The organism is Frigoribacterium sp. PhB118 (assembly GCF_003751725.1).
GTDB lineage: Bacteria > Actinomycetota > Actinomycetes > Actinomycetales > Microbacteriaceae > Frigoribacterium.
Map to the genome: position 1 here is coordinate 1 of NZ_RKID01000005.1, position 26,477 is coordinate 26,477.

A 26,477-nucleotide genomic window follows, 5' to 3' on the forward strand; every position below is an offset into this window, starting at 1 on the left:
TTGATGCTGACTAAAGAACAAAACAATCTGACGATTGTTGTTGTCCATCAATCTCAAAGAAACCTAAACACCACTCACAACCCCACCAAAGATGAGGCCACAAGCAATGCCAGGGTATAATTTGGCATTTGACAATGTGCACGCTGTTGAGTTCTCAAGGACCAAACGCACTCGAGGCCCGGTCGGAAAGACCCTCGCTCGAAGCTGCTGTGGAACCGTACCATCCTGATGGACCAAGTCGGAACGACTCGATTTCCGGCCCTCAAAGTTGAGGAACAGCACCTGGTGTTGACCAGAGGATGGATTTGAAACCCTACCACACGAATCGCAAGCCGTAAACGACTTGGCTTCGGGGAGGATGTCACCACTTGAGGCCGGGGAACTCCGGATTAGAACCATTTCTGGTCGCTGTCCTAGCCGTTCCGCCGCACCTTTGGGCTGACTCGGATTACTTTACACAGCTCACCGGTCGCACCTCCAAATGTCTGGGCATCCCGGGCGTGTCGCGTGACTGAAGCCCTGCAGACATGGCCAGCCGCGTGCATTCCTTGCCGTGGGATGACGTCAAGCCCGCCCCCTCGACGAGGGAACGGGCTTCCGTCGTCCTGAGGTCGATTCGGGGTCAGACCTTGACGGTGACGCCGGCCAGCGTCTTCTTACCGCGACGGAGCACGACGACTCCCCCGTCGAGTCTCGAGTCGGCGACCAGAGCATCACCGTTCTCGACCCGGGTGTTGTTCACGTAGACGCCACCCTCCGCCGTTGCCCGGCGGGCGGCACCCAACGACGCGACGAGTCCGGTGTCTACCAACGCCTGAGCGATCGTGGTCGACGCATCGGCCTCGGCCGCCGGCAACTCGGCGATGGCACTGGCGAGAGTCCGCGGGTCGAGGACCGCGAGGTCTCCTTGTCCGAAGAGGGCCGCGGCTGCGTCGATGGCCGACTGCGTGGCCGAGGTGCCGTGGACCAGGGACGTGACGTTCCAGGCCAACGCTCGCTGCGCCTCCCGACGGAAGGGTTCGTCGGCGACGGCGCTCTCGAGCCGCTCGATCTCGGAACGCGAGAGGAACGTGAAGACCTTGAGCCGAGGGACGACGTCGGCGTCGTCGGTGTTGAGCCAGAACTGGTACATCGCGTACGGGCTGGTCAACTCGGCGTCGAGCCAGACCGCGTTGCCCTCGCTCTTGCCGAACTTGGTGCCGTCGGTGTTGGTGATCAGCGGCGTGCCGATCGCGTGGACCGAGACGCCTTCGGTGCGGCGGATGAGTTCCGTGCCACTGGTGAGGTTGCCCCACTGGTCGCTGCCGCCGGTCTGCAGGACGCAGTCGTAGCTGCGGTAGAGCTCGCGGAAGTCGAGGCCCTGGAGGATCTGGTAGCTGAACTCGGTGTAGCTGATGCCGGCGTCGGAGTTGAGACGCGCGGCCACGGCGTCTTTCTTGAGCATGGTGTTGACGCGGAAGTTCTTGCCGATGTCGCGCAGGAACTCGATGGCGCTGAGCGGAGACGTCCAGTCGAGGTTGTTCACCACTCGGAGACCGTTGTCACCGTCGGGCGAGAGGAACTTCTCGACGTGGACGCGGATGCGGTCGACCCACTCAGCCGTCTGCTCGGGCGTCTTGAGCACCCGCTCGGCGGTGGGGCGTGGATCGCCGATGAGGCCGGTGGACCCGCCCACGAGTCCCAGCGGCCGGTGACCGGCGAGCTGCAGGCGGCGCATGGTGAGCAACTGCACGAGGTTGCCGAGGTGGAGGCTGGGGGCCGTCGGGTCGAAACCGCAGTAGTACGTGATCGGCGCACCGGCGAGAAGGGTCTTGAGGGCGTCGGCATCGGTCGACACGTGCACCAGGCCGCGCCACTGCATCTCGTCCCACACGTCGTCGAACGAGGGGTCGTTGCTCTGGGCGGCCAGGACGTCTGCAGTCGTTTCACTGGTCACGTCGGAAACGGTACCAGCGGCCTCCGTCACCGTCTTCACGCCCCACCGCGTCGTCGCGAGACGGCGGCGCGGTACGGGGAGACCGAGGGATCACCCTCGAGCGAGAACCGCCACGGGAACGCGGCGCCACCGGCGTGACCCGACACACCGACACGCGGGCCGGCGGCGATCGGGCCGACCGGTGCGGATGGGAGGCGAAGACGGAACCGCGCCTCCTGACCGGGGGTGTCGGCGACGAGGCGTGAGCCGTCGTCGCCGAGCTCCATGCCGAGTGCGGAGCCGAGGCGGCCGGGACCTCGGGCGAGATCGGCCGACGTCCGCGACGTCGTCCGACGCGCCCGGACCTCGTCGACGCCGGCCACCACTTCGCCCGAACGCAAGAGGACACCGGACGCGAAGCCCTCGGGCCCGCACACGATGTTGACGCAGCGGTGGATGCCGTAGGACAGGTACACGTAGAGCGTTCCGCCGCGTTCGAACATGCTGTCGTTGCGCGCCGACCGGCCCCGGTGCGCATGCGAGCCGGGGTCCTGCCCCTGACCGTGGTACGCCTCGACCTCGGTCAGGCGGATGCCGACGCCGCCCGACCAGAAGACCGAGCCCAGGAGGCGCGGCGCGACGGCCAGCGCCGGTTCGGCCAGCAGTGCCGCGAGCACGTCGTCGTCGGGTGTCGTCGTCACCACTCCCCCGTGCTCACCGCGATCATCTCGTTCAGAAGAAGCGCTGACCACTGGCGACCGCGATCACCGCGACGGCGACGAGCACCGCCACGGCGATCGCGACGACGACGGGGACCACCCAGGCACGGGCCGGCCGGTCGTCGCGAGCGCCCGGTCGTGGACGGGTCACGCTGCCGCCGGGGCGAGGGACCGGACCAGGTGGCGCATCTGCTCGGTCAGCTGCGCGAGCTGCTCGGCGACCCGCTCGGGAGCCGTGCCCCCGGCCCCTCGACGGCTGGCGATCGAGCCCTCGACCGTCAGGACGGGGCGGATCTCGGGCGTGAGATGCGCCGAGACGGACCGGTACTGCTCGTCGGTGGGCTCGTGCAGCTCGAGGTCGTGCTGTTCACAGAACCGCACCAGCTCGCCGCTGATCTCGTGTGCGTCGCGGAACGTGACCCCCTGACGGACGAGCCACTCGGCGACGTCGGTCGCGAGTGAGAATCCCTGCGGCGCGAGCTCGGCCATGCGGACCTCGTCGAAATCGAGGGTCGCCACCATGCCCGTGAACGCCGGGAGCAACACCTCGAGCTGGCTGACCGAGTCGAACACCGGCTCCTTGTCTTCCTGGAGATCTCGGTTGTAGGCCAGCGGCAGCCCTTTGAGCGTCGCGAGCAGACCCGTCAGGTTGCCGATGAGCCGCCCCGACTTGCCGCGCGCGAGCTCGGCGATGTCGGGGTTCTTCTTCTGCGGCATGATGCTCGACCCGGTCGAGAACGCGTCGTGCAGACGGACGAAGCCGAATTCGCGGGTGTTCCAGAGGATGATCTCTTCGGCCAGCCGCGAGAGGTCGATGCCGATGGACGCCGCGACGAACGCGAACTCCGACACGACGTCACGACTGGCCGTCGCGTCGATCGAGTTCTCGGTCGTGCGGTCGAAACCCAGATCGGTCGCCACGAGGAGCGGGTCGAGCCCCAGCGAGCTACCCGCGAGGGCACCCGCTCCGTACGGCGAAGCACCGGCCCGACGCGACCAGTCGCGCAGGCGCTCGAGGTCGCGGACCAGAGGCCAGGCGTGGGCGAGGAGGTGGTGCGCCAACAGCACCGGCTGCGCGTGCTGGAGGTGCGTCCGGCCGGGCATCACGGCCGACGGGTGGGCCGTCGCCTGACCGGCGATCGCGTCGACCAGGTCGACGACCTGCCGACCGATGACGCGGGCGTGGTCGCGCAGGTACAAGCGCACCAGCGTCGCGATCTGGTCGTTGCGGCTACGCCCCGCCCGGAGCTTGCCGCCGAGCTCGGCGCCGGCGATGCCGATGAGGCCCCGCTCGAGGGCGGAGTGCACGTCCTCGTCGGTCTCGGCCGCGGTGAACGTGCCGTCGAGCACGTCCGACTCGAGCCGGTCGAGCGCCGACAGCATGGCCTCGAGCTCGGACGCGTCGAGGTATCCCGCCGCCGCCAGAGCCCTGGCGTGTGCCCGCGACCCGGCGATGTCGTACGAGGCCAGCTGCCAGTCGAACTGCGTGGACTTGCTGAGCGCGGCGAGCTCGGCGGACGGCCCGGAGGCGAAGCGGCCGCCCCAGAGGGCGCCCGCCTCGCCTGCTCGCTCGTTCTTGCCCGACCCTTCGCCGAGCCCGCTCGCGTCGGTCACGCCCCGTGGGCCAGGTCGCGACGAGCCGAGATCTTGCTGGGCAGCGACCAGATCTCGATGAAGCCCTTCGACAGGGACTGGTCGAAGGTGTCTCCCGTGTCGTAGGTCGCGAGGTCGAAGTCGTAGAGGCTCGCGTCGCTCTTCTGACCGGTGACGACCGCGCGCCCGCCCTGCAGCTTGAGACGGATCTCGCCCGACACGTACTTCTGCGTGTCGTCGATGAAGACGTCGAGCGACCGCTTGAGACCCGAGAACCACAGGCCGTCGTAGACGAGGTTGGACCACTCGGCCTCGACTCCACGCTTGTACCGGCCGAGGTCGCGCTCGATGGTCAGGGCCTCCAACGCCTCGTGCGCGGCGATCAGCGCCATCGCGCCGGGGGCCTCGTAGACCTCGCGGCTCTTGATGCCGACGAGCCGGTCCTCGACGACGTCGATGCGGCCGACGCCGTGCTTGCCGGCGAGCTCGTTCATGCGCTCGACGATGCCCAGCGGGGTGAACGCCACGCCGTCGATCGCCGTCGGGACTCCGGCCTCGAAGGTGATGACGACCTCGTCGGCGTCCTTGACGACGGCCGGGTCTTGCGTGTACTCGTACAGGTCCTCGATGGGAGCGTTCCAGGGGTCCTCGAGGAACCCGGTCTCGACCGCGCGGCCCCAGACGTTCTTGTCGATCGAGTAGGGGTTCTTGGCGCTCTGGCGGATGGGAAGGGCGTGCTCTTCCGCGTAGACGATCGCCTTGTCGCGGGTGAGGGCCAGGTCACGGACCGGGGCGATGCTCGTCAGGTCGGGGGCGAGGGCCGCGACGGCCGCCTCGAAGCGGACCTGGTCGTTGCCCTTGCCGGTGCACCCGTGGGCCACGCTGTTCGCACCCAGTTCCTTCGCGACCGACGCCAGGTGGCGGGCGATCAGCGGACGGCTGAGGGCGGACACCAGCGGGTAGGTCTTCTGGTACAGCGCGTTGGCCTTGAGGGCCGGCATCAGGTAGTCGGTGCCGAACTCTTCTTTGGCGTCGACGACGACCGATTCGACCGCACCGCAGTCGAGGGCACGCTGTCGGATGTCTTCCATGTCCTCTCCGCCCTGTCCGACGTCGACGGCGAGGGCGACCACCTCTTTTCCGGTGGCATCGGCCAACCAGCCGATGCCGACCGAGGTGTCGAGGCCTCCTGAGTATGCGAGGACGACGCGTTCCGCCATGGTTCTCCTTGAGTGGTGTGGGTGTGGCTACGTGTGTGTGAGGTGGTGGGGGTGCTCAGCGGGCCAACAGCCAGGTGAGCAGAGCCTTCTGGGCGTGCAGCCGGTTCTCGGCCTCGTCCCAGATGACGCTGGTCGGGCCGTCGATGACGTCGGCCGTGACCTCGTACCCGCGGTCGGCGGGGAGACAGTGCAGGAAGATCGCGTCGGGGTCGGCCTGGGCCATCAACGCCTGGTCGACCTTGAACGATCCGAAGACGGCGACCCGTTCGTCTTTCTCGTCCTCCTTGCCCATCGAGACCCAGGTGTCGGTCACGACGACGTCGACCCCGGCGACGGCCTCGACCGCGTCGGTCGTGACGAGCACGGAGCCACCCGTCCGCGCGGCGATCGCCTCGGCGTCGGCCACGACGGTCGGGTCGGGCAGGAAGCCCTCGGGGGCACCGATGCGGACGTGCATGCCCGCGGTCGCGCAGGCCAGCAGGTACGACTGGCCCATGTTGCAGCGCCCGTCACCGACGAAGGCCACCGAGAGGCCGGCGAGCGTGCCCTTCTTCTCGCGGATGGTCTGCAGGTCGGCGAGCAGCTGACACGGGTGGAAGTCGTCGCTCAACGCGTTGACGACGGGCACGGTCGTCCCCGCCGCCATCTCTTCGAGGCCGGACTGCGCGTAGGTGCGCCAGACGATGGCGGACACCATGCGCTCGAGCACGCGCGCCGTGTCGGACGGGGTCTCCTTGCCGCCGAGCTGGCTGTTCGCGGTGGCGATGATCAGCGGGCTGCCGCCGAGGTCGGCGATGCCGACCGCGAAGGAGACCCGGGTACGGGTCGACGACTTGTCGAAGATGACGGCGACGGTCTGCGGACCGGCCAGCGGGCGCTGGGACCAACGGTCGCGCTTGAGTTCGTCGGCGAGATCGAGCACCTCGAGCTGCTCGGCGGTGGTCAGGTCGTCGTCCCGGAGGAAGTGGCGGGTCATTCGAGGCCTTTCAGGACGGTGGTCATGATCTGGGTGAACTCGGCGATCTCGTCGTCACCGACGATCAGGGGAGGCGCGAGACGGATGCTCGAGTCGTTGGGGGCGTTGACGATGAGGCCGGCCTCGAGGGCGTCGGCGGCGACCTGCGCCGCGACGGGCTGCGCCAGCCCCAGGCCGATCAGGAGGCCGTTGCCGCGGATCTCGCGGACGAGCGGCGAACCGATCGACTCGACGGCCGCGCGGAGCTGGTCGCCCCGGACGATCGCGTTGAGCACGAGCTGGCTCGACTCGATCTCGCCGAGCACGGCGTTGGCCGCGGCGGTGGCGAGCGGGTTGCCGCCGAAGGTGCTGCCGTGCTGACCGGCCTCGAACAGGTCGGACGTGTCGCCGAAGGTGATGAGCGCGCCGATGGGGACTCCCCCGGCGATGCCCTTGGCGACGGTGATGGCGTCGGGGACGATGTCGTGCTGCTGGAAGGCGAACCACGAGCCGGTCCGGCCGATGCCGGTCTGGATCTCGTCGAGGATCAGCAGGGCCCCGTGCTTCGTGGTGAGTTCGCGGGCACGCTCGAGGTAGCCCTCGGGCAGGTCGACGACGCCGGCCTCGCCCTTGATCGGCTCGACGAACAGGGCGGCCACCGTACCGTCGAGGGCCGCCTCGAGTGCCTCGACGGTCGTGTCGATGTGCTCGACCCCGGGCATCATCGGCTCGAACGGTTCGCGCAGCGCCGGCTTGCCGGTCAGCGCGAGCGAGCCCATGGTGCGCCCGTGGAACGAGTTCTGCAGGGCGAGGATGCGGGTGCGCGAGCCGTCACCGCGGTTGAGGCGGGCCAGTTTGACCGCGGCCTCGTTGGCTTCGGCTCCGCTGTTGCCGAAGTAGACGCGCCCACGCTCGCCGGCGCCGCTGATGCGGGTCAGCCGTTCGGCGAGCTCGACCTGCGGGGCCGTCGCGAAGTAGTTGGAGACGTGGATCAGCTTGCTCGCCTGCTCGGTGAGCGCCTCGACGAGCACCGGGTGGGCGTGTCCGAGGGCGTTCACGGCGATGCCCGCCAGGAAGTCGAGGTAACGCTTGCCGTCGACGTCCCAGACCTGGCAGCCCTCGCCGCGGTCGAGCATCACCTTCGGAGTGGACAGCGAACGCATCATCGAGTCGCCGAATCGGCGCTGCCAGGTACCGCCTTGGGTCTGGATCATGGTCACGACTGTCCTTTCGTGTCGGTGCCGCTGGCGGCAGGGCCACCCGGGGCGGTGCCCCTGGTGGTGACGATCTCGCCGGCGGGGGTGCCGAACGAGGTGACGACGGGGGCGCCGGTCGACGCCGCCCGGTCGTCGGGAACCACCTCGGTGCCCGACCCGCGTTGGGTGAACACCTCGAGGAGGATCGAGTGCGGGATGCGACCGTCGATGATGGTCGCTCCTCCGACGCCACCGACGACCGAGTCGAGGCAGGCGCGCATCTTGGGGATCATGCCCGACTCGAGGGTCGGGAGCATGTCGGTGAGGGCCGACACCGTGATGGCCTCGACGAGCGAGTCGCGGTTCGGCCAGTCGGCGTAGAGCCCGGCGACGTCGGTCAGGACGACGAGCTTGGCCGCACCGAGGGCGATGGCCAGGGCCCCCGCCGCCGCGTCGGCGTTGACGTTGAGGGCGTGCTCGGGATCGATCGTGTTCGTCGCGATCGACGACACCACGGGGATGCGCCCCGCCTCGATCTCGACCAGCACCGACGACGGGTCGACGTGTGTCACGTCGCCCACGTGTCCCAGGTCGAAGGTCTCGCCGTCGACCACGACACCGCGCTTGCGACCCTCGAACAAGGTCGAGCCCTCGCCGGAGACACCGCGGGCCAGGTCGCCGTGCTCGTTGATCAGGTCGACGATCTCGCGGTTGACCTCGCCGGCCAGGACGTCGCGCACGACCGAGATCGCTTCGGTCGACGTGTAGCGGTAACCGCCCCGGAACTCGCTCTCGATGCCGGCGGCGTCGAGGGCGGCCGAGATCTGTGGCCCCCCGCCGTGGACGACCACCGGGTGCAACCCGGCGTACCGCAGGTAGACCATGTCCTCGGCGAACGCCTGCTTGAGGGCGTCGTCGACCATGGCGTTGCCGCCGAACTTCACGACGACGACCTTGCCAGAGAAGCGCTTCAGCCAGGGCAGGGACTCGATCAGGGTCGAGGCCTTGACCGCCGCGAGCTCCTGCTCGTCGGCCGCCGTCGCACCGGTGCTCGTGTGGACGCCCATCAGCTGGAGTACGCGCTGTTCTCGTGCACGTAGTCGTGCGTGAGATCGTTCGTCAGGATGGTCGCCTCGACCGGCCCCGTCTTCAGGTCGACGAGCACGTGGACCGCCCGGGGCGTCAGGTCGACGTCGTCGCTCGGCCGATCGGGTGCCCCGGCGTGGCAGACGCGGACGCCGTTGATGGTCACGTCGACGTCGTACGGGTCGAACTCGGCCGACGTGGTGCCGATGGCGGCGAGCACGCGGCCCCAGTTGGGGTCGTTGCCGAAGACGGCTGCCTTGAAGAGGTTGTTGCGAGCGATCGAACGGCCCACCTCGACGGCGTCGTCGTCGGATGCCGCCCCCACGATCTCGATGCGGATGTCGTGCGAGGCACCCTCGGCGTCGGCCTGCAACTGCTCGGCGAGGTCGGCACAGAGCGCCGTGACCGCCGCCGCGAAGTCGCCGGCAGGAGGCGCGACACCGGACTCGGCGCTGGCCAACAACACGACGGTGTCGTTCGTCGACATGCAGCCGTCCGAGTCGAGACGGTCGAAGGTGACCCGGGTCGCCTCGCGGAGTGCGGAATCGAGACCGGACGCGTCGACGTCGGCGTCCGTCGTGAGCACGACGAGCATCGTGGCGAGTCCGGGGGCGAGCATGCCCGCACCCTTGGCCATTCCGCCGACGACCCAGCCGTCACCCGAGACGACGGCCTGCTTGGGCTTGGTGTCGGTCGTCATGATCGCCGTGGCGGCATCGAGGCCGCCGTCGACCGACAGGGCGTCGGCCGCGGCCGTGGAGCCGCTCAGCACCTTGTCGCGGAAGGTCTGGTCGCCGACGCCGATGAGGCCCGTCGAGCAGACGAGGACGTCCGTCGCCGACAGGCCGAGGGCGGCGGCCACGGTCTCGGCCGTGGAGTGCGTCGTCTGGAAGCCGAAGGCTCCCGTGAAGCAGTTCGCGCCTCCGGAATTGAGGACGACGGCGTCGACGCGACCGTCGGCTATGACCTGCTGGGACCACAGGACGGGGTTCGCCTTGGCCCTGTTGCTGGTGAAGACGGCCGCTGCAGCCGTGCTGCGACCTCGGTTGACGACCAGGGCGACGTCCGGCGCGCCCGAGCTCTTGAGGCCGGCGACGACGCCGGAGGCCTCGAAACCGGCTGCTGCGGTGACGCTCACGGGGCGACTCCGTTCTGGCCGAGGCCGGTGGTCTCGGGCAGGCCGAGCGCGATGTTGGCGGACTGGACGGCGGCACCGGCCGTGCCCTTCACGAGGTTGTCGAGGGCGGTGACCACGACGACGCGGTCGGCGGCCTCGTCGACGGCGAGTCCGATCAGGGCGGTGTTGGCACCGATCGTGTCGGCCGTCCGCGGGAACTCGCCGTCCGGCAGCAGGTGCACGAAGGGCTCGTTCGCGTAGGCCTGCTGCCAGGCGGATCGCACGTCGTGGGCGGTGACGCCCGGGGCGAGACGCGCCGTCGTCGTGGCGAGGATGCCCCGCGCCATCGGCACGAGCACCGGGGTGAACGAGACGTTCACCTCCGTCGCGCCGGCCACCCGGAGGTTCTGCTGGATCTCGGGGATGTGCCGGTGGCTGCCGCCCACCCCGTAGGCCGACGCCGACCCCATCAACTCGCTGGCCAACAGGTGGGTCTTGAGCGCCTTGCCCGCCCCGGACGGACCGACGGCCAGCACGGTCACGATGTCGGCGGTCTCGACGACGCCCGCCTGGACGCCGGGGGCCAGCCCCAGGGTCACCGCGGTGACGTTGCAGCCGGGCACCGCGATGCGCTTGGCCCCGACCAGGACGTCGCGCTGGCGATCCGGGGTGTCACCGAGGACGAGTTCGGGCAGGCCGTACGACCAGGCTCCGTAGAACTCGCCACCGTAGAACGCCTGCCAGGCGGATTCGTCGGTCAGCCGGTGGTCGGCACCACAGTCGACGACGAGCGTGTCGTCGGGCAACTGGGCGGTGATCGCCCCCGACTTGCCGTGGGGCAGGGCGAGGAACACGACGTCGTGCCCCGAGAGGGCTTCGGGCGTCGTGTCGACCAGGGTCAGGTGCGCCAACGAGCGCAGGTGCGGCTGGACCGCGAGGAGTGGCTGACCGGCGTTCTGGAACGCGGTGACGGTCTGCACCTCGAAGTCGTGATGCTCGGCCAGCAAGCGCAGGAGCTCACCACCGGCGTAACCACTCGCGCCGGCCACGGCAACGGAGAAAGGCATGCGTCCACCCTAATGTTCGAATTCGGCCTGGGATCAGGGGCGGCGGCGCCGGGCGAGTGTCAGTCGCGGAGCGCCGCCCCGAATCGCTCGCCGGCCAGGCGGACGGAGCCGGACTTGGCCTCGGAGGCCTCGGCGGCGGTGAGGGTGCGGTCTCCGGCCCGGAAGCGCAGGGCGAAGGTGAGCGACTTCGTCGCGTCGGGCAACCCGGCACCTCGGTAGTCGTCGACAAGCCGGACCGTCTCGAGCAGTTGGCCCGCACCCTCGCGCACGGTCGCGAGCACGTCGCCCGCGGGGACGTCGACGCCCACCACGAGGGAGAGGTCTTGGGTCGCCGCGGGGTAGGACGAGAGGGCCGAGGTGGCCGGCTCGGCGACGGCGAGGTCGATCAGGCGGTCGAGGTCGAGCTCGGCCACGGCGACCACCCGGGGCAGGTCGAGCTCGGCTGCCACGCTGGGCAGCAGCTCGCCCGCGATGCCCACGACCTCGTCGCCGACGAGCACCTCGGCCGTGCGGCCCGGGTGCAGCGAGACGTGCCGGGCCTGTCGGAAGGTGACCTCGGCGGCCACGGCCGACGCCGCGACGCGCACGGCGTCGAGCACGTCGGCGAGGGACGCCGGGACGGCGGATTGCCCAGGGGCGCGATCGACGACCGTGCCGACCGTCAGGAGGCCGAGGTGTCGCGGCTGGAGCGGCAGGGCGTCGGCGAGGGCGCCCAGCGTGGCGTCGTCGGGGCGGGCGGCCCCGAAGGGGACCTCGTCGCTGCCGTAGACGACGCCCTCGTCAGGCAGGAAGACCGTGCCCACCTCGAACACCGAGAGGTCGACGAGACCGCGACCGAGGTTGCGACGGGCGACCTCGAGCAGCCCCGGCACCAGTGACCGACGGAGTTCGGGCGCCGCCGAGTCGAGGGGGTTGGCGAGTCGGACGGCGGGCAGCCCGGTGCCGTCGGCCGAGCCGAAGGCGAGGTTCTGGGCCGAGGAGACGAACGGGTACGCGGCGACCTCGGTCGAGCCGGCCGCGGCGAGCCCGTTCGACACCTGCCGACGCAGCTGCTGCTCGCGCGACAACCCACGACCGGCCGGGGCGACGGGCAGGACGGAGGGGATGCGGTCGTAACCCGTGATGCGAGCGACTTCTTCGACGAGCGACGCGGAGTCGACCAGGTCGCTGCGCCAGGTCGGCGGGGTCACGAGCCAGTCGTCACCAGCTCGCTCGACGCTCGCCCCGATGGCCGTGAGGGCACCGGAGACCTCGTCGTCCGTGTAGTCGACGCCCATGAGGCGGGCGGCTCGATCGACCGGCAGGGTGATCGTGTCGGGAGGGGTGGAGGCGTCCCACCGTGACCCGAGCGCGTCGGACGTGCCGCCGGCGAGCTCGACGAGGAGGTCGACCACGCGCTGGGCGGCTGCCTCGGCCACCTGCGGGTCGACACCGCGCTCGAAGCGCTTGGACGCCTCGCTCGGCAGCTTGTGGCGGCGGGCGGTGCGGGCGATCGACGTGGGGTCGAAGGTCGCGGCCTCGACGAGGACGTCGGTCGTGGTCGCGCCGATCTCGGTCGAGGCGCCGCCCATGACGCCGGCCAGGCCGACGGCACCCGACTCGTCGGCGATCACGAGGTCCTCGGCGTGCAGGTCGCGTACCTGGCCGTCGAGGGTCTCGAGGCGCTCGCCCGGTGCGGCCCGGCGGACCGAGAGGCCACCGCTGACCTTGTCGAGGTCGTAGCCGTGGATCGGCTGGCCGAGCTCGAACATGACGTAGTTCGTGACGTCGACCGGCAGCGAGATGCTGCGGACCCCCGCCAACCGCAAGCGCGACGCGAGCCACGGAGGGGTCGGACCGGTCGCGTCGATGCCGCGGACCACCTTGGTGGTGAAGGTCTGCACGCCGACCCGGTCGCGCACGGGGGCCTGGTCGTCCACGACGACCGGGAAGCCGGACGACGGGGTCGGAGAGACGAGCGACGCGGGGTCGCGGAAGGTCGCCCCGGTGGCGTGCGAGTACTCGCGGGCCACCCCCCGGATGCTGAAGGCGTAGCCGCGGTCGGGCGTCACGTTGATCTCGACCGCGGCCTCGTCGAGGCCGAGCAGCGCGATCGCGTCCGTGCCGACCTCGGGATCGAGACCGAGCGACGAGAGGACGAGGATGCCGTCGTGCTCGTCGCCGAGGCCGAGCTCGCGGGACGAGGCGATCATGCCGTCGGAGACGTGCCCGTAGGTCTTGCGGGCGGCGATCGGGAACGGCCCGGGCAGAACCGCACCGGGCAACGACACGACGACCTTGTCGCCGACGACGAAGTTGTGGGCACCGCAGACGATGCCGCGGACGTCATCGGGCTCGGTCGAGGCGTTCGGGCCCACGGCGACCTGGCACCAGTTGATCGTCTTGCCGTTCTTCTGCGGCTCGGGCGTGAACTCGAGCACCTGACCGACCACGAGGGGCCCGGTCACGTCGCCGACGTGGACGTCTTCTTCTTCGAACCCGACCGACACGAGGGCGGCGTGGACGCTCTCGAGCGACACGTCGCCCGGCAACTCGACGAACTCACCGAGCCAACTCAGCGGAACCCGCATCAGACCACCATCCCGAACTGCTCGCTGAACCTGACGTCACCCTCGACCATGTCGCGCATGTCGTTGAGGTCGTTGCGGAACTGGAGGGTGCGCTCGATGCCCATGCCGAAGGCGAAACCCTGGTAGCGCTCGGGGTCGATGCCGGCCGCCCGCAGCACGTTCGGGTTGACCATCCCGCAACCGCCCCACTCGACCCACCGTGCGCCGCCCTTGGCGTTCGGCTGCCAGACGTCCATCTCGGCGCTGGGCTCGGTGAAGGGGAAGTAGTTGGGGCGCAGCCGGATCTGCGCCTCGGCGCCGAACATCGAGCGGGCGAGGTGCTCGAGGGTTCCGCGCAGGTGCGCCATGGTGAGGCCCTCGTCGACGGCGATGCCCTCGAGCTGGGTGAAGACGGGCGTGTGCGTCGCATCGAGCTCGTCGGTGCGGAACACCCGGCCCAGCGCGACGTTGTAGACCGGCAGCTCTTTCGAGAGGAGCGTGCGGATCTGCACCGGCGACGTGTGCGTGCGCAACACCAGGTGACGGTCGACGGGGTCGACGAAGAACGTGTCCTGCATGGCTCGGGCCGGGTGGTCGGCGTCGAAGTTCAGGGCGTCGAAGTTGAACCACTCGTGCTCGAGTTCGGGGCCCTCGTTGACCTCCCACCCCATGCCGACGAACAGGTCGGCCATGCGCTCTTGCAGCAAGGTCAAGGGGTGGCGGGCTCCGGCACGACGGCGCGACGGCAGAGCCGTGACGTCGACGGCCTCGGCCTCGAGCCGCGCGGACTCCTCGATCACGGCCAACTCGGCCTCGCGCGTGGCGACGGCCTGACCGACCCGGCCCCGGGCCTGACCGACGAGCTTGCCCGCCGCGGCCTTCTGGTCGTTCGGCAGATCGCGCAGACCGGCGTTCAGGCGGGCCAGCACCGAGGCCTCGCCGACGTGCTGGGCACGGGCGGTCTTGAGCTCGGCGACGGTGGCCGCCGTGGCGATCGCCGCGAGGGCGGCGTCGACCGCCGACGCGACGGCGTCTTCGGAGAGGGGGACGGAGTCTGACACGAGAACCAAGCTTAGCGATCGTTGGGAGGCGACCCGCGCCTCCTGGTCGTGACGGACGAGGAGGCGCGGGCTGGGATCGGGTGGACGGACCGGGTCAGGTCGCGCGGCCCGACACGTGGTCGGACTCGTAGCGGCCACCGCGTCCGAACATGCCCGGGTCCTTCGGCGTGCCCGGGCGCTTGGCGACGACCGCACGCCGCCCCGTCCGTCGGTCGACGACGCGGACGACCCACGAGAGCAGGAGGTTCGTGGCGAGGTAGACGACGAGGACGACCGCGAAGAGGGTGAACGTGTACGTGCTGCCGTAGTAGGTGCCCAGACGCGTGAGACCGCTCCGGGTCAGTTCGACGTAGCCGACGATGTAGCCGAGCGAGGTGTCCTTCAAGAGGACGACGAGCTGGGCCAGGATGATCGGCAGCATCTGACGGAAGGCCTGGGGGAACTCGATGGCGAAGCGCGTGCGGATCGGGGTGAGCCCGATCGCGAGGCCGGCCTCGCGTTGCCCCCGCGGCAGCGAGGCGATGCCCGCGCGCAGCGCCTCGCCGATGAGCGCCCCGTTGTAGACCGCCAGCGCCGCGACCACGGCCCAGAAGGCCCCGGTCGAGAAGACCAACAGGATGAACAGCATCATCAGCAGGACGGGCATGCCGCGGAAGAACTCGAGCAGCACCGTCGTGGGGACGCGCACCCAGGCGGACCGCGCCGTCCGGAGGAACGAGAAGAGGACGCCGATGACCACCGCGAGGACCGACGCGACGGCCGCGGCCTGGATGGTCGCCAACCAACCCCGACCGATCGCCCGCCAGAGCGCGAGGTCACCGAGGATGTCCCACCGCGACGCGTCGAGCACGCCGGGACTCTCGGCACCGTTCGCGCTGATGCGGGGGCGTCCGAGGAGGTAGACGAGGTAGGCGACCAGGGCCAGGACGAGCACGACGCCGACCACCGAGATGATCCGCGAGGTGCGGCGGGCCCTCGGCCCCGGGGCGTCGTAGAGGACGGAGGTGCTCATCGGAGGACTGCGACCTTCTTCTCGACCACGGCGGCGAGACGGCCGAGCGTGATGGTGACGAGCAGGTAGAAGAACGCCACGGCGAGCAGCGTGGTGATGACGGCGTCACCGCGATCGTTCGCGATGTAGCGTCCCGCGGCGAAGAGTTCGGCCACGAAGAAACCACCGGCCACCGAGGTGTTCTTGGTGAGGGCGATGAAGACGTTGATCAGCGGGGGCACGACCATGCGCATGGCCTGCGGGAGGATCACGTGGCCGAGCGTCTGGCCGAAGCCGAGGCCGATGCTGCGGGCCGCCTCGGCCTGCCCGACGGGGACGCCGTTGATGCCCGACCGGATGGCCTCCGCGACGAACGGCGAGGTGTACGCGGTCAAGCCGATGACGGCCAACGGGAAGTACGTGCCGAAGTCGACTCCGAGGTACGGCAGGACGAAGGCGCAGAAGAAGAGCACGAGCGTGAGCGGGATGTTGCGCAGCGCCTCGGTGTAGACCGTCGCGAACGTGCGGAAGGACGCCACGGGCGAGATGCGCAGTGCCGCGACGAAGAAACCGATCACGAGGGCCCCGAGGCCCGACAGAACGAGCAGCTGGAGCGTCGTGACGAAGCCGTCCCAGAAGCGGGGCCAGTTGTCGGTCACGGCGTCGAAGCCGGGGATGACGTCCAAGGGGTTCAACAGGGTCCTTCGGTCGGGGCAGGACGCGGGCACCCGGGGCTGGTCGCCCCGGGTGCCCGCGCGGTGTCAGTAGCGGTCGATCGTGGGGGGCGTCGGGGTGTCGAGCACCTTGCCCGCGGTCTTCTCCCACAGCTCGTCCCAGGTGCCGTCGTCCTCGGCGTCCTGGAGCGTGTCGTTGACGAACATGCGGAAGTCGGTGTCGTCGAGGGCCAGACCGATGCCGTAGGGCTCCTCGGTGAAGGTCTCCCCCACGACCTCGAACTCGCCCTCGTTCTGGTCGGCGAGGCCGGCCAGGATGACGTTGTCGGTCGTCACGGCCGACACCGCACCGGTGCGGAGGGGCTCGAGGCAGTTCGAGTACGTGTCGGTGGCGAGGATGTCGGTGGTGTACTCGGCCACGTTCTTCTCGCTGGTCGAGCCGCTGACGGTGCAGACCTTCTTGCCGGCCAGGTCGTCGGCGGACTCGATCCCCTCGGGGTTGCCGTCGAGCACGAGCAGGTCTTGACCAGCCGTGTAGTACGGGCCGGCGAACGAGACGACCTTCTTGCGATCGTCGTTGATCGTGTAGGTCGCGATGACGAGGTCGACCTGGCCGTTCTGGATGAACGGCTCGCGGTTGGCCGAGACGGTCTCGACCCACGTGATCTTGTCGGCTTCGATGCCGAGCTTCGCGGCGACGAGCTTGCCGATCTCGGCGTCGAAGCCCTCGGGCACGCCGTCGGGGTTGGCCAGGCCGAACAGCGGCTGGTCGAACTTGGTGCCGATGGTGATCTCACCGGCGTCGGCGAGGCGGGCCATGGTGCTGCCTTCGGCGAAGTCGGCCGGCGTCTCGACGTCGACGGCCGGGGCCGACGAGTCGGTGCAGGCCGAGAGGCCGAGGACCACGGCGGCTGCTGCGGCTACGGCGACGAATCCCTTGCTGAGTCGCATTCTGATCTCCTTGCTGGGTGACCCGGACGCCGGGCGGCGATCGGGTGTCGTGGGCCGGCTGTTCGGGTGCCGGGGAACGGGTCGCGGACTCGGCCGCGCCCGCTCAGTGCGTGAGGATCTTCGCGAGGAAGTCCTGGGCGCGGGTCGACTGGGGGTCGGTGAAGAACTTCTCGGGCGTCGCCTCTTCGACGATCTGACCGTCGGCCATGAAGACGACGCGATCGGCGGCCTTGCGCGCGAACCCCATCTCGTGGGTGACGACGATCATCGTCATGCCGTCCTTCGCGAGCTGCACCATGACGTCGAGCACCTCGGTGATCATCTCGGGGTCGAGTGCGCTGGTGGGCTCGTCCAGGAGCATCACCTTGGGGTCCATCGCCAGTGCCCGGGCGATCGCGACACGCTGCTGCTGCCCGCCCGAGAGCTGGGACGGCATCTTGTCGGCCTGGTTCGCGACGCCGACCCGCTCGAGCAACTGCATCGCCCGCTCGCGCGCCTCGGCCTTGGTGCGCTTCCGCACCTTGAGCTGGCCCAGCATGACGTTCTCGAGGATGGTCTTGTGCGAGAAGAGGTTGAAGCTCTGGAACACCATGCCGACGTCGGCGCGGAGGCGGGCGAGAGCCGCACCTTCTTCGGGCAGACGCGTGCCGTCGATCGTGATGACGCCGTCGTCGATGGTCTCGAGGCGGTTGATCGCCCGGCAGAGGGTCGACTTGCCCGAACCGCTTGGGCCGATCACGACGACCACCTCACCCTTGCCCACCGTCGTGGTGATGTCCTTCAGGACGTGGAGGTCACCGAAGTGCTTGTTGACGTGGTCGACCACGACGAGGGGTTCCATGCGCCCACACAAACAGACCCCCAGGTCGGGGTCAAATTCACAGTGGATTCTTAATGAAAACGAAACGACGCGTCCCACCGCGACGAGAGCGCACGGCCCGACCCGCGCCTCCTGCGGGACGAGGAGGCGCTAGCTGCGGTGGGCGAAGGCGCTCTCGTAGAGGCACACCGAGGCCGCCGTCGCGAGGTTCATCGATTCGGCGTGACCGTAGATGGGCACGACCAGGGCGCGGTCGGCACGCGCGAGATCGGCGTCGGTGAGACCTCGGGCCTCGTTGCCGAAGAGCCAGGCGGTCGGCTCGGCGAGCACGCCCTCGGTGCGGGCGGCGAGCAGGTCGTCTCCCTTGACGTCGGCGGCGAGCACCTGGAGGCCGATCTCACGACACCGGTCGACGATCGCCGGCAACTCGACGCCCACGGCGACCGGCACGTGGAAAAGCGAACCCGTCGTGGACCGGACGACCTTGGGGTTGTAGAGGTCGACGCTGCGACCGGTCATGATGACGGCGTCGGCACCCGCGGCGTCCGCGGCCCGGATGATGGTGCCCGCGTTGCCGGGGTCGCGGACTTCCTCGAGGATCACGACGAGCTTCGGCTCGGCGGCGAAGACGTCCTTGACCGACGTGGGGAACTGCCGACAGACGGCGACGATGCCCTGTGGCGTGACCGTGTCGGCCATGGCCTCGAGCACCGGCTCGGTGACGAACTGGACGTCGATGCCCTCCGCCTCGGCGGCGACCGCCACCTCGGGGTAACGCTCGAGAGCCGTCGGGGTGCCGAAGAGTTCGACGATCAGCTCGGGCCGGAAGGCCAGGGCCTCACCGACCGACTGCGGCCCTTCGAGCAGGAACGTGCGGGTCTCGGTGCGAGCGTCGCGCTTCGAGAGCTTGGCCACCGCCCGGACTCGGGGTGAACGGGGATTGTCGAGCAGGGAGTCGTGGGGCACCCGTCCATGATGCCGCACGAGGACCACCGCCTGCCGCGGACGCACGAGACCCGACGGCGACACCGGGGTGGGTGTCGGGCCGTCGGGCCTCGAGGGTGGTGCGGGTGCGACTACGCGGCGACCTTGGGGGCCGAGGTGTCGGCGGGCAGCGCGGCCTTGGCGGTGGCGACGAGCGACGCGAACGTGGCGGGCTCGTTGACGGCCAGCTCGGCCAGGATGCGACGGTCGACCTCGACGCCGGCCAGGGACAGACCCTGGATGAGGCGGTTGTAGGTCAGGCCGTTCGCACGCGACGCGGCGTTGATGCGCTGGATCCACAGACGACGGAACTCGCCCTTGCGCGCACGACGGTCACGGTACGAGTAGACGAGCGAGTGCGTGACCTGCTCTTTGGCCTTGCGGTACAGGCGCGAACGCTGACCGCGGTAACCCTCGGCACGCTCGAGGATGACGCGACGCTTCTTGGCGGCGTTGACCGCTCTCTTGACTCTTGCCATTTTCTTGTTCCTCTATGTTCGTGTCAGCGGTCAGTGACCGAGAAGCTTCTTGGCGACCTTGGCGTCGGCGGGAGCGAGCACCTGGTCCTGGTTCAGGCGAGCCTTGCGCTTGGCGCTCTTCACCTCAAGGTTGTGGCGCATGCCAGCCTGCTGCTTCATGATCTTGCCGGAACCGGTGACCTTGAAGCGCTTCTTGGCGCCGGAGTGGGTCTTCTGCTTGGGCATGTCTTACTTACTTTCTTCTGTCGGTCGCTCGGCCGGTGCGTCGGCCGGGACCTCGTCGGACGTCGGGTGCTTCGGCGGCTTGTTGGCCGCCTTGCGAGCTTCTGCCTCGGCCTTGGCCTCGGACTTGTTCTTGTGCGGGCCGATGACCATCACCATGTTGCGGCCGTCGATGGTGGGCGTCGACTCGACGCTGCCCCACTCGGAGACGTCTTCGGCGAAGCGCTGGAGCAGGCGGACACCCTGGTCGGGACGCGACTGCTCGCGACCACGGAACAGGATCATGGCCTTGACCTTGTCGCCGCCCTGGAGGAAGCCCTCGGCGCGCTTGCGCTTCGTCTCGTAGTCGTGCTTGTCGATCTTCAGGCGGAAACGGACCTCTTTGAGGATCGTGTTCGCCTGGTTGCGACGGGCTTCTTTCGCCTTCTGCGCAGCCTCGTACTTGAACTTTCCGTGATCCATGATCTTGGCCACGGGAGGCTTCGAGTTGGGGGCCACCTCGACCAGGTCGAGCTCGGCCTCTGCGGCGAGACGCAGGGCCATGGCGATGGGAACGACGCCGATCTGCTCACCTGCGGGCCCGACGAGGCGGACCTCGGGGACGCGGATACGGTCGTTCGTACGGGGATCGCTGATGCGGAACTCCTCTGTCGTCATTTCTGCATCTGGCGGGGCCGGACGGCCTCACCAGAGAAAGAGGAGTTTCGTGCGGGCACCGTCTGACGACACATCACACCGCACCCTGGCTGCTCGGTCGCCGTCTGCCCGAGGCCTCTGACGAGGACCGAGGTGGAACGGTGGTGCTGATCGAACGGGGTGCCAACAACCCGGTAACCTTGTCTAACGGTCAAGCGCGGGTGGGAGAATCTCCACTTTCGCACGGAGCAGACGCTCCGAGCCTGGACGAGTTTAGCAGAGGATCAGTTCGTGAGCCACTCCCCCGACGACGCACCCATTCCCGATGCCCGCTTCGGCGATCCGGCACCGGCCACGTCGCCCGACACCTCCCCCGCGACGGCGCGGTTCGAGGACGATCTGCACTTCGGTGACGACGCCGCCCGTGACATCGCCGACGTCAACGCGGTCGAGGTCATCAACACCGTCTGCGTCCACCTGATGAGCGCCGCCGCGGTGAAGGTCGGCCTGGCCGACGATCCGCAGCGACAGACCGACCTCGACGAGGCCCGCAAGCTCATCACCTCCCTCGCCGGACTCGTGACCGCCAGCGCACCCGAGATCGGCGACCAGCACGCCCGGGCGCTCCGCGACGGCCTGCGGTCGCTGCAACTCGCCTTCCGTGAAGCGTCGGCCATCCCCGACGCGATCGGCCAGGGCCCCGGCGAGAAGTACACCGGCCCCGTCAACTGAACCGCGCGTCCCCCGAACCGCGCGTCCGGCTCCGGCACCCTGACGGACGGCTCTTCCTCAGCCCGGGACGACCTTCACCGACATGCTGTCGACCCGGTCGGCGATCACCGGATCTGCGGCCCAGGCCGCCTGCAGTCGCTGCAGCAGCGCGTGCAGGGCGTCGCGGTCCAGACCCGGCGCCACGCCCAGCTGGACGACGATCTCGGGGGCACCGAGCCGGGCGTCTCGATAGCCGGGCGCGACGACCAGGCTGACCAGCGCCTCCTCGTCACGTGACGCGTCGAGGAACGCGCGCAGGACGTCTTCGTCATGGTGGCTCGGCACCCACGGGAGGTCTTGCGCGACGGCCCAGACGGCCGGACGACGCAGACCGAACTCGGTGATCGATCCGGGGTCGACCACGATGCGGTCGGTCGACTCCGAGGCGGCCGCGAGGGCCACGCGCCGAGCCTCCACCGGCACCGGTCGGGCAGCGGGGCGCCACCGCGTCAAGGTCTCGACCGAGGTGAAGGCCGGCAACACGTCCCGGCCATCCGGACCCGAGACCGTGACGATGGAGAGCTCCTGCGTCTTGTCGACACGGCGACCGTGGTCGTCGAGACCTTCGTCCCCCGCCACGGCGACCAGCGGCACGAGCAGGCGCGCCGGACGGAGGGCGTCGACGACGTCGCTCTCTCCGAGCCGCCCCTCGCGGAACCCGAGGAGGGCGTCGAGCAGGACCGGGTCGGCGGACCCGTCGTCTCCGGCGTGCGCCGTGTCGTGATGGTCGAAGGTGCGCCCGGCCCACGGCCGCCCGGCACTGTCTCCGCCGGGACCGGGATCGTCGTGTGCGTGCCCCGGTCCGCCCGGCGCGGTCGCCATCAGTTCGACGCGACGTCGAGGGCTGCGCCGAGGGTGAAGGCTCCCGAGTAGAGCGCCTTGCCGACGATGGCGCCCTCGAGCCCCTGCGGCACGAGCTCACGCAGGGCCACGAGGTCGTCGAGGCTCGAGATGCCCCCCGAGGCGATCACCGGACGATCGGTGTGCTCCATCACCCGACGCAACAGGTCGACGTTGGGGCCTTGGAGCGTGCCGTCCTTCGTCACGTCGGTCACGACGTACCGCGCACAGCCGGCCTCTTCGAGCCGGGCGAGGACGGTCCAGAGATCGCCGCCCTCTTCGGTCCAACCCCGCGCCGCCAGCGTGGTGCCCCGGACGTCCAGCCCGACGGCCACCGCCTCGCCGTACTCGGCGATGACGTGGGCGGCCCATTGGGGGTTCTCGAGGGCCGCGGTGCCGAGGTTGATGCGCTTCACGCCGGTGCTCAACGCGTCCTCGAGGGACTTGTCGTCGCGGATGCCACCGCTGAGCTCGACGTTGACGCCCTTGACCTGCTTGATGACCCTCTTGATGACGGCGCGGTTGTCTCCGCGCCCGAAGGCGGCGTCGAGGTCGACCAGGTGCAGCCATTCGGCGCCCTGGCTCGCCCAGTCGTCGGCTGCCGAGACCGGGTCGCCGTAGTTCGTCTCGCTGCCGGCCTCACCCTGGGTCAGGCGCACGGCCTGACCGCCCGCCACGTCGACGGCGGGGAACAGGGTCAGGGCGGGGGTGGTGCAGAACTCGCTCATGTCGTCTCTCTCACGGCGCCGGGCACCGCAGGGTCAGGGGGCGCGATCGGGTCGGTCGCGCCGGGGTCAGAGGGTGCCGAGCCAGTTCGAGAGCAGCCGGATGCCCGGCCGGCCCGACTTCTCGGGGTGGAACTGCGTCGCCCAGAGCGGGCCGTTCTCGACGGCGGCGACGAAACGGCCGCCGTGGTCGGCCCACGTGACGTGCGGTTCGGCGAAGGGTCGGATCACGTCGAGGGACCACTCTTGTGCGGCGAACGAGTGGACGAAGTAGAACCGCTCGTCGGCCACCCCGTCGAAGAGCACGCTGCCCTCGGGCACGTCGACGGTGTTCCAGCCCATGTGCGGCAGGACGTCAGCCTTCAGTTCGTCGACCACCCCGGGCCACGCCCCGAGGCCACCGGTGCTGTTGCCGCGTTCGACGCCGCCCTCGAAGAAGACCTGCATGCCCACGCAGATGCCCATGACCGGACGCCCGCCGGCCAGCCGTCGGTCGATCAGCTCGCCACCTCGCACGGACTCGAGCTGGCTCATGACGGCTGCGAACGCGCCGACACCGGGGACGAAGAGGCCGTCGGCCGCCTGCACCCGGGCGCGATCGGACGTCAACTCGACGTCGGCACCCGCCAACTCGAGCGCCTTGACGGCCGAGTGGACGTTGCCGCTGCCGTAGTCGAGGACGACGACGGAGGGACGCGCGCCGCTCACAGGGCGCCCTTCGTCGACGGGATGCCACTGACGCGCGGGTCGGGCTGGACCGCCTGGCGGAGCGCCCGGGCGAACGCCTTGAACTCGGCCTCGGCGATGTGGTGCGGATCACGCCCGCCCAGCACGCGGACGTGGACGGTGATGCCGGCGTGGAAGGTGATGGCCTCGAAGACGTGGCGGACCATCGAGCCGGTGAAGTGCCCGCCGATGAGGTGGTACTCGAACCCCTCCGGCTCGCCCGTGTGGACGAGGTACGGACGCCCCGACACGTCGACGACCGCCTGCACGAGGGCCTCGTCGAGCGGGACGAGCGCGTCACCGTAGCGCGAGATGCCCGACTTGTCGCCGAGCGCCTGCTTCAGCGCGGTGCCGAACGTGATGCCGATGTCTTCGACGGTGTGGTGGACGTCGATGTGCGTGTCGCCCTTCGCGGTGACCTCGAGGTCGATCAGGGAGTGCTTCGACAACGCCGTCAGGAGGTGGTCGAAGAACGGCACCGACGAGTCGATCGTCGATCGGCCCGAACCGTCGAGGTCGAGGGCGAGGGCGATGCTGGACTCGCTCGTCTCGCGCGAGAGGGAAGCGGTACGGGCGGCGCGGGTCGTCTCGGTCACGAAGAGAGCCTAATGTCGCGGAGCGCCTCGAGGAACGCGGTGGTCTCGGCCTCGGTGCCCGCACTGACCCTCAGGTGGTTCGGGATGCCCAGGTTGCGGACGATGACGCCCCGCTCGAGCAGGCGCTCGAAGACGTCGGTCGGATCGTCGACCCCACCGAAGAGGACGAAGTTCGACCAGGTGGGCCACGGCTCGTACCCGAGCTCGGTCAACTCGTGCACGATGCGATCACGCTGGGCCTTGATGTCGTCGACCATGGCGAGCATCTCGCTCGCGTGCGAGAGCGCTGCGACGGCCGCCGCCTGCGTCAGGGACGAGAGGTGGTACGGGAGGCGCACCAGACGCAGCGCGTCGGCCACGGCCGGGTGCGCGGCCAGGTAGCCGACCCGGGCACCGGCGAACGCGAACGCCTTGCTCATCGTGCGGGACACGACCAGACGTTCGCGGCCGGCCAGGAGGGTCAGTGCCGTCGGCTGGTCGGCCGGCATGAACTCGGCGTAGGCCTCGTCGACGAAGACGATGCCGTCCGTCGCGTCGTAGGCAGCCTCGATCGTGGCGAGATCGAGAGGGGTGCCCGTGGGGTTGTTCGGACCGCAGAAGAAGACGATGTCGGGACGGGTGCGCTCGATCTCGGAGACCGCGGTCTCGGGCGAGATGCGGAACCCCTCGTCACGACGACCCTCGATCCACCGGCTGCCGGTGCCCGTGGCGATGATCGAGTGCATCGAATACGTGGGGGGGAACCCCAGGACGGAGCGGCCTGGGCCTCCGAAGGCCTGGAGGAGCTGCTGGATGACCTCGTTGGAGCCGTTCGCCGCCCAGATGTTGTCGCGGGTCAGATCGTGCCCGAGGTAGGCCGCCAGCGAGTCGCGCAGCGTCGTGAACTCACGATCGGGGTACCTGTTGACGTCGAGGACCGCCCGGGCCACCGACTCGACGATGTCGCGAGCGACGTCCTCGGGGATGGGATGCGTGTTCTCGTTGACGTTGAGAGCGACCGGGACCTTTTTCTGGGGAGCGCCGTAGGGCGTCAGCCCCCGGAGGTCGTCACGGATGGGCAGGTCGTCGAGACTGAAGGACACCCCACCATCGTACGGGCGGGCCGGCGGTGTGTCGGGTCGGTCGCCACCGAACGAACACGATGGCCGTGGACCGGACCACCCACCTCGTCGACGACGGCAGTTCAGCGAGCGTACTGAGCGGGGACGGCGAGGCTCTGCCCGGCGGAGACCTCGGCGCTCGGCAGGTTGTTGAGCGAGACGAGGTCGGCGATGACGTCGCGAGGATCGGCGTCGGGGTCGATCTCTGACGCGACCTGCCAGAGCGTCTCGCCGCCGTCGACGGTCACGTGCTGGAAGTCCGCGCGACCCGTCGTGTCGGACGCGACGGCGCCGCCACCGTTGAGGACGAGCGCACCCGCCACGACGACGAGCGGGACCGCGACGAGCGCGGCGACGACCGCGCGGCCCCGCCGGGTGATGCGCAGACGCGTGCGCACGACTCGGGTCGAGTCGACGGGGGACGCAACTGCTGATGCTGAGGTGATGCTCATGAGGTGGTCCTTTCACCGTGGAAGACAGGGGACGAGTTCGTACCCGGCACTCGGCCGGGAATGCCGGGCACGAAGACGTGTTCCGAACATACATTCGATTGCCGAGGCTTTCAACCCCAGCGACGGGTATCACAGGAGGGAATCGCTGTAGATCGGGAAGCGATAACGCGACACACTCGAACATGTGTTTTGTCGACACCGCCCGATCGGATACGGTTTCGATCGGTGGTAGGAGTCAAACAGGGGCCACCGACATCGACGGCAGGAGACCCATGAGCGACCCGAAGCGCACCCCGCAGGCGGCCACCGACGCCCCCCGTCCGCTCGATCCGGGCGTCCTCCCCCGCAAGGAGTTGACGGCGAAGCAGGCGTCGATCCTCGCCGCGATCACCGAGAGCATCGGACACCGCGGGTATCCCCCGAGCATGCGCGAGATCGGCGACGCCGTCGGCCTCAAGTCCCTGTCGAGCGTCACGCACCAGTTGAATCAGCTCGAACTCGCCGGCAAGATCCGCCGTGACCCGAACCGACCCCGAGCCCTCGAGGTCCTCGTGGACGCGACGGCGCCGGCGGTCGCCCCGGCCACCGTCTTCACGACGAGTGACGACGGCGACACTGCTCACGTCCCCATGGTCGGACGGATCGCCGCCGGCATCCCCATCACGGCCGAGCAGCAGATCGAGGACGTGATGCCCCTGCCGCGTCAACTCGTCGGCAAGGGCGAACTGTTCATGTTGCGGGTGGTCGGCGACTCGATGATCGACGCGGCCATCTGCGACGGGGACTGGGTCGTCGTGCGGCAGCAGCAGGACGCCGAGAACGGCGACATCGTCGCGGCCATGCTCGACGACGAAGCAACCGTCAAGGTGTTCCGCCAGCGAGACGGCCACACCTGGCTGCTTCCCCGGAACAGCGCGTTCGAACCCATCGTCGGCGACCATGCGCAGATCGTCGGCAAGGTCGTCGCCGTGTTGCGCTCCGTCTGATCTCTTCTCGACGGTGGCGACCCGCCCCGCGAACGACGAAGCGCCG

Annotated in this window: 28 protein-coding genes; 2 read left to right on the plus strand and 26 right to left on the minus strand. The window is 69.4% G+C overall.

Features of this window, described 5'->3' with window-relative positions:
* Positions 1-622: 622 nt before the first annotated feature.
* The 20 genes from tyrS to infC form a co-directional block, all read right to left on the minus strand.
* A complete protein-coding gene (gene tyrS / locus EDF21_RS13840; protein ID WP_123571885.1) occupies positions 623-1,861 on the minus strand; it encodes a tyrosine--tRNA ligase in 1,239 nt (412 codons plus the stop codon).
* Positions 1,862-1,971: 110 nt separating this feature from the next.
* On the minus strand, positions 1,972-2,616 hold the full coding sequence (locus tag EDF21_RS13845) for a DNA-3-methyladenine glycosylase (RefSeq protein ID WP_199736386.1): 645 nt from the start codon (positions 2,614-2,616) through the stop codon (positions 1,972-1,974).
* A gap of 31 nt (positions 2,617-2,647) precedes the next feature.
* Positions 2,648-2,785: a hypothetical protein gene (locus EDF21_RS16915; protein WP_173152279.1), complete on the minus strand. Its 138-nt coding sequence runs from the start codon at positions 2,783-2,785 to the stop codon at positions 2,648-2,650.
* Positions 2,782-4,248 carry an argininosuccinate lyase gene (argH, locus tag EDF21_RS13850; protein ID WP_123571768.1) on the minus strand — a complete coding sequence of 489 codons (1,467 nt, stop codon included), beginning with the start codon at positions 4,246-4,248 and terminating at the stop codon, positions 2,782-2,784. Before argH ends, EDF21_RS16915 begins: the two co-directional genes overlap by 4 nt.
* The gene (locus EDF21_RS13855; protein WP_056048027.1) at positions 4,245-5,447 is read right to left on the minus strand and encodes an argininosuccinate synthase; all 1,203 of its coding nucleotides are present in this window, start codon (positions 5,445-5,447) and stop codon (positions 4,245-4,247) included. The genes argH and EDF21_RS13855 overlap by 4 nt, the downstream gene beginning before the upstream one ends.
* A gap of 55 nt (positions 5,448-5,502) precedes the next feature.
* On the minus strand, positions 5,503-6,423 hold the full coding sequence (argF, locus tag EDF21_RS13860) for an ornithine carbamoyltransferase (RefSeq protein WP_123571769.1): 921 nt from the start codon (positions 6,421-6,423) through the stop codon (positions 5,503-5,505).
* Positions 6,420-7,616 (minus strand): acetylornithine transaminase, encoded by a 1,197-nt coding sequence (locus tag EDF21_RS13865; protein WP_123571770.1) that lies wholly within the window; start codon positions 7,614-7,616, stop codon positions 6,420-6,422. Before EDF21_RS13865 ends, argF begins: the two co-directional genes overlap by 4 nt.
* Positions 7,617-7,618: 2 nt before the next feature.
* Complete coding sequence (gene argB, locus EDF21_RS13870; protein ID WP_123571771.1) at positions 7,619-8,665, minus strand: acetylglutamate kinase; 1,047 nt, start codon at positions 8,663-8,665, stop codon at positions 7,619-7,621.
* Complete coding sequence (gene argJ / locus EDF21_RS13875; RefSeq protein ID WP_123571772.1) at positions 8,665-9,822, minus strand: bifunctional glutamate N-acetyltransferase/amino-acid acetyltransferase ArgJ; 1,158 nt, start codon at positions 9,820-9,822, stop codon at positions 8,665-8,667. Before argJ ends, argB begins: the two co-directional genes overlap by 1 nt.
* The gene (gene argC, locus EDF21_RS13880) at positions 9,819-10,868 is read right to left on the minus strand and encodes an N-acetyl-gamma-glutamyl-phosphate reductase (RefSeq protein WP_123571773.1); all 1,050 of its coding nucleotides are present in this window, start codon (positions 10,866-10,868) and stop codon (positions 9,819-9,821) included. The genes argJ and argC overlap by 4 nt, the downstream gene beginning before the upstream one ends.
* A gap of 59 nt (positions 10,869-10,927) precedes the next feature.
* The gene (pheT, locus tag EDF21_RS13885) at positions 10,928-13,438 is read right to left on the minus strand and encodes a phenylalanine--tRNA ligase subunit beta (protein WP_123571774.1); all 2,511 of its coding nucleotides are present in this window, start codon (positions 13,436-13,438) and stop codon (positions 10,928-10,930) included.
* Positions 13,438-14,478: a phenylalanine--tRNA ligase subunit alpha gene (pheS, locus tag EDF21_RS13890; protein ID WP_056048045.1), complete on the minus strand. Its 1,041-nt coding sequence runs from the start codon at positions 14,476-14,478 to the stop codon at positions 13,438-13,440. The genes pheT and pheS overlap by 1 nt, the downstream gene beginning before the upstream one ends.
* A 94-nt stretch (positions 14,479-14,572) precedes the next feature.
* A complete protein-coding gene (locus tag EDF21_RS13895) occupies positions 14,573-15,490 on the minus strand; it encodes an amino acid ABC transporter permease (RefSeq protein ID WP_082452458.1) in 918 nt (305 codons plus the stop codon).
* Entirely contained in the window at positions 15,487-16,155 is a 669-nt protein-coding gene (locus EDF21_RS13900; RefSeq protein WP_043596711.1) for an amino acid ABC transporter permease, read from the minus strand. The genes EDF21_RS13895 and EDF21_RS13900 overlap by 4 nt, the downstream gene beginning before the upstream one ends.
* Before the next feature lie 75 nt (positions 16,156-16,230).
* On the minus strand, positions 16,231-17,094 hold the full coding sequence (locus EDF21_RS13905) for a glutamate ABC transporter substrate-binding protein (RefSeq protein WP_056048049.1): 864 nt from the start codon (positions 17,092-17,094) through the stop codon (positions 16,231-16,233).
* Between the two features lie 103 nt (positions 17,095-17,197).
* On the minus strand, positions 17,198-17,935 hold the full coding sequence (locus EDF21_RS13910) for an amino acid ABC transporter ATP-binding protein (RefSeq protein WP_043596708.1): 738 nt from the start codon (positions 17,933-17,935) through the stop codon (positions 17,198-17,200).
* 129 nt (positions 17,936-18,064) lie between these two features.
* Positions 18,065-18,865, minus strand: a complete 801-nt coding sequence (locus tag EDF21_RS13915) for an RNA methyltransferase (protein WP_123571886.1) — start codon at positions 18,863-18,865, stop codon at positions 18,065-18,067.
* Positions 18,866-18,990: 125 nt separating this feature from the next.
* Entirely contained in the window at positions 18,991-19,377 is a 387-nt protein-coding gene (gene rplT, locus EDF21_RS13920) for a 50S ribosomal protein L20 (RefSeq protein ID WP_043596706.1), read from the minus strand.
* Between the two features lie 30 nt (positions 19,378-19,407).
* Positions 19,408-19,602 (minus strand): 50S ribosomal protein L35, encoded by a 195-nt coding sequence (rpmI, locus tag EDF21_RS13925; RefSeq protein WP_043596704.1) that lies wholly within the window; start codon positions 19,600-19,602, stop codon positions 19,408-19,410.
* 3 nt (positions 19,603-19,605) lie between these two features.
* Positions 19,606-20,256 carry a translation initiation factor IF-3 gene (gene infC, locus EDF21_RS13930; RefSeq protein WP_082060163.1) on the minus strand — a complete coding sequence of 217 codons (651 nt, stop codon included), beginning with the start codon at positions 20,254-20,256 and terminating at the stop codon, positions 19,606-19,608.
* Positions 20,257-20,634: 378 nt separating this feature from the next.
* Between infC and EDF21_RS13935 the strand changes: the two genes are divergently transcribed.
* Complete coding sequence (locus EDF21_RS13935) at positions 20,635-20,967, plus strand: DUF1844 domain-containing protein (RefSeq protein WP_043596743.1); 333 nt, start codon at positions 20,635-20,637, stop codon at positions 20,965-20,967.
* Positions 20,968-21,024: 57 nt separating this feature from the next.
* Here the strand turns inward: EDF21_RS13935 and EDF21_RS13940 are convergent, their stop codons facing one another.
* From EDF21_RS13940 to EDF21_RS13965, 6 genes are all read right to left on the minus strand, one after another.
* Positions 21,025-21,828: an SseB family protein gene (locus EDF21_RS13940; RefSeq protein WP_123571775.1), complete on the minus strand. Its 804-nt coding sequence runs from the start codon at positions 21,826-21,828 to the stop codon at positions 21,025-21,027.
* Complete coding sequence (gene priA, locus EDF21_RS13945) at positions 21,828-22,574, minus strand: bifunctional 1-(5-phosphoribosyl)-5-((5-phosphoribosylamino)methylideneamino)imidazole-4-carboxamide isomerase/phosphoribosylanthranilate isomerase PriA (RefSeq protein WP_123571776.1); 747 nt, start codon at positions 22,572-22,574, stop codon at positions 21,828-21,830. Before priA ends, EDF21_RS13940 begins: the two co-directional genes overlap by 1 nt.
* Before the next feature lie 66 nt (positions 22,575-22,640).
* On the minus strand, positions 22,641-23,279 hold the full coding sequence (hisH, locus tag EDF21_RS13950; RefSeq protein WP_123571777.1) for an imidazole glycerol phosphate synthase subunit HisH: 639 nt from the start codon (positions 23,277-23,279) through the stop codon (positions 22,641-22,643).
* The gene (hisB, locus tag EDF21_RS13955) at positions 23,276-23,893 is read right to left on the minus strand and encodes an imidazoleglycerol-phosphate dehydratase HisB (RefSeq protein WP_056048065.1); all 618 of its coding nucleotides are present in this window, start codon (positions 23,891-23,893) and stop codon (positions 23,276-23,278) included. Before hisB ends, hisH begins: the two co-directional genes overlap by 4 nt.
* Positions 23,890-24,975: a histidinol-phosphate transaminase gene (locus EDF21_RS13960; protein ID WP_056048069.1), complete on the minus strand. Its 1,086-nt coding sequence runs from the start codon at positions 24,973-24,975 to the stop codon at positions 23,890-23,892. Before EDF21_RS13960 ends, hisB begins: the two co-directional genes overlap by 4 nt.
* Positions 24,976-25,076: 101 nt before the next feature.
* Complete coding sequence (locus tag EDF21_RS13965) at positions 25,077-25,445, minus strand: LysM peptidoglycan-binding domain-containing protein (RefSeq protein WP_123571778.1); 369 nt, start codon at positions 25,443-25,445, stop codon at positions 25,077-25,079.
* Positions 25,446-25,717: 272 nt separating this feature from the next.
* Between EDF21_RS13965 and lexA the strand changes: the two genes are divergently transcribed.
* Positions 25,718-26,431 (plus strand): transcriptional repressor LexA, encoded by a 714-nt coding sequence (gene lexA, locus EDF21_RS13970; protein ID WP_123571779.1) that lies wholly within the window; start codon positions 25,718-25,720, stop codon positions 26,429-26,431.
* The last annotated feature ends 46 nt before the right edge of the window (positions 26,432-26,477 follow it).

Coding starts and splice junctions, on each gene's coding strand:
- tyrS (WP_123571885.1), bottom strand. CDS start 1,861: ATGCAGTGGCGCGGCCTGGTGCACGTGTCGACCGATGCCGACGCCCTC.
- EDF21_RS13855 (WP_056048027.1), bottom strand. CDS start 5,447: ATGGCGGAACGCGTCGTCCTCGCATACTCAGGAGGCCTCGACACCTCG.
- argF (WP_123571769.1), bottom strand. CDS start 6,423: ATGACCCGCCACTTCCTCCGGGACGACGACCTGACCACCGCCGAGCAG.
- EDF21_RS13865 (WP_123571770.1), bottom strand. CDS start 7,616: ATGATCCAGACCCAAGGCGGTACCTGGCAGCGCCGATTCGGCGACTCG.
- argB (WP_123571771.1), bottom strand. CDS start 8,665: ATGGGCGTCCACACGAGCACCGGTGCGACGGCGGCCGACGAGCAGGAG.
- argC (WP_123571773.1), bottom strand. CDS start 10,868: ATGCCTTTCTCCGTTGCCGTGGCCGGCGCGAGTGGTTACGCCGGTGGT.
- pheT (WP_123571774.1), bottom strand. CDS start 13,438: ATGCGGGTTCCGCTGAGTTGGCTCGGTGAGTTCGTCGAGTTGCCGGGC.
- EDF21_RS13895 (WP_082452458.1), bottom strand. CDS start 15,490: ATGAGCACCTCCGTCCTCTACGACGCCCCGGGGCCGAGGGCCCGCCGC.
- EDF21_RS13905 (WP_056048049.1), bottom strand. CDS start 17,094: ATGCGACTCAGCAAGGGATTCGTCGCCGTAGCCGCAGCAGCCGCCGTG.
- EDF21_RS13910 (WP_043596708.1), bottom strand. CDS start 17,935: ATGGAACCCCTCGTCGTGGTCGACCACGTCAACAAGCACTTCGGTGAC.
- rplT (WP_043596706.1), bottom strand. CDS start 19,377: ATGGCAAGAGTCAAGAGAGCGGTCAACGCCGCCAAGAAGCGTCGCGTC.
- rpmI (WP_043596704.1), bottom strand. CDS start 19,602: ATGCCCAAGCAGAAGACCCACTCCGGCGCCAAGAAGCGCTTCAAGGTC.
- infC (WP_082060163.1), bottom strand. CDS start 20,256: ATGACGACAGAGGAGTTCCGCATCAGCGATCCCCGTACGAACGACCGT.
- EDF21_RS13940 (WP_123571775.1), bottom strand. CDS start 21,828: ATGGCGACCGCGCCGGGCGGACCGGGGCACGCACACGACGATCCCGGT.
- priA (WP_123571776.1), bottom strand. CDS start 22,574: ATGAGCGAGTTCTGCACCACCCCCGCCCTGACCCTGTTCCCCGCCGTC.
- EDF21_RS13965 (WP_123571778.1), bottom strand. CDS start 25,445: ATGAGCATCACCTCAGCATCAGCAGTTGCGTCCCCCGTCGACTCGACC.
- lexA (WP_123571779.1), top strand. CDS start 25,718: ATGAGCGACCCGAAGCGCACCCCGCAGGCGGCCACCGACGCCCCCCGT.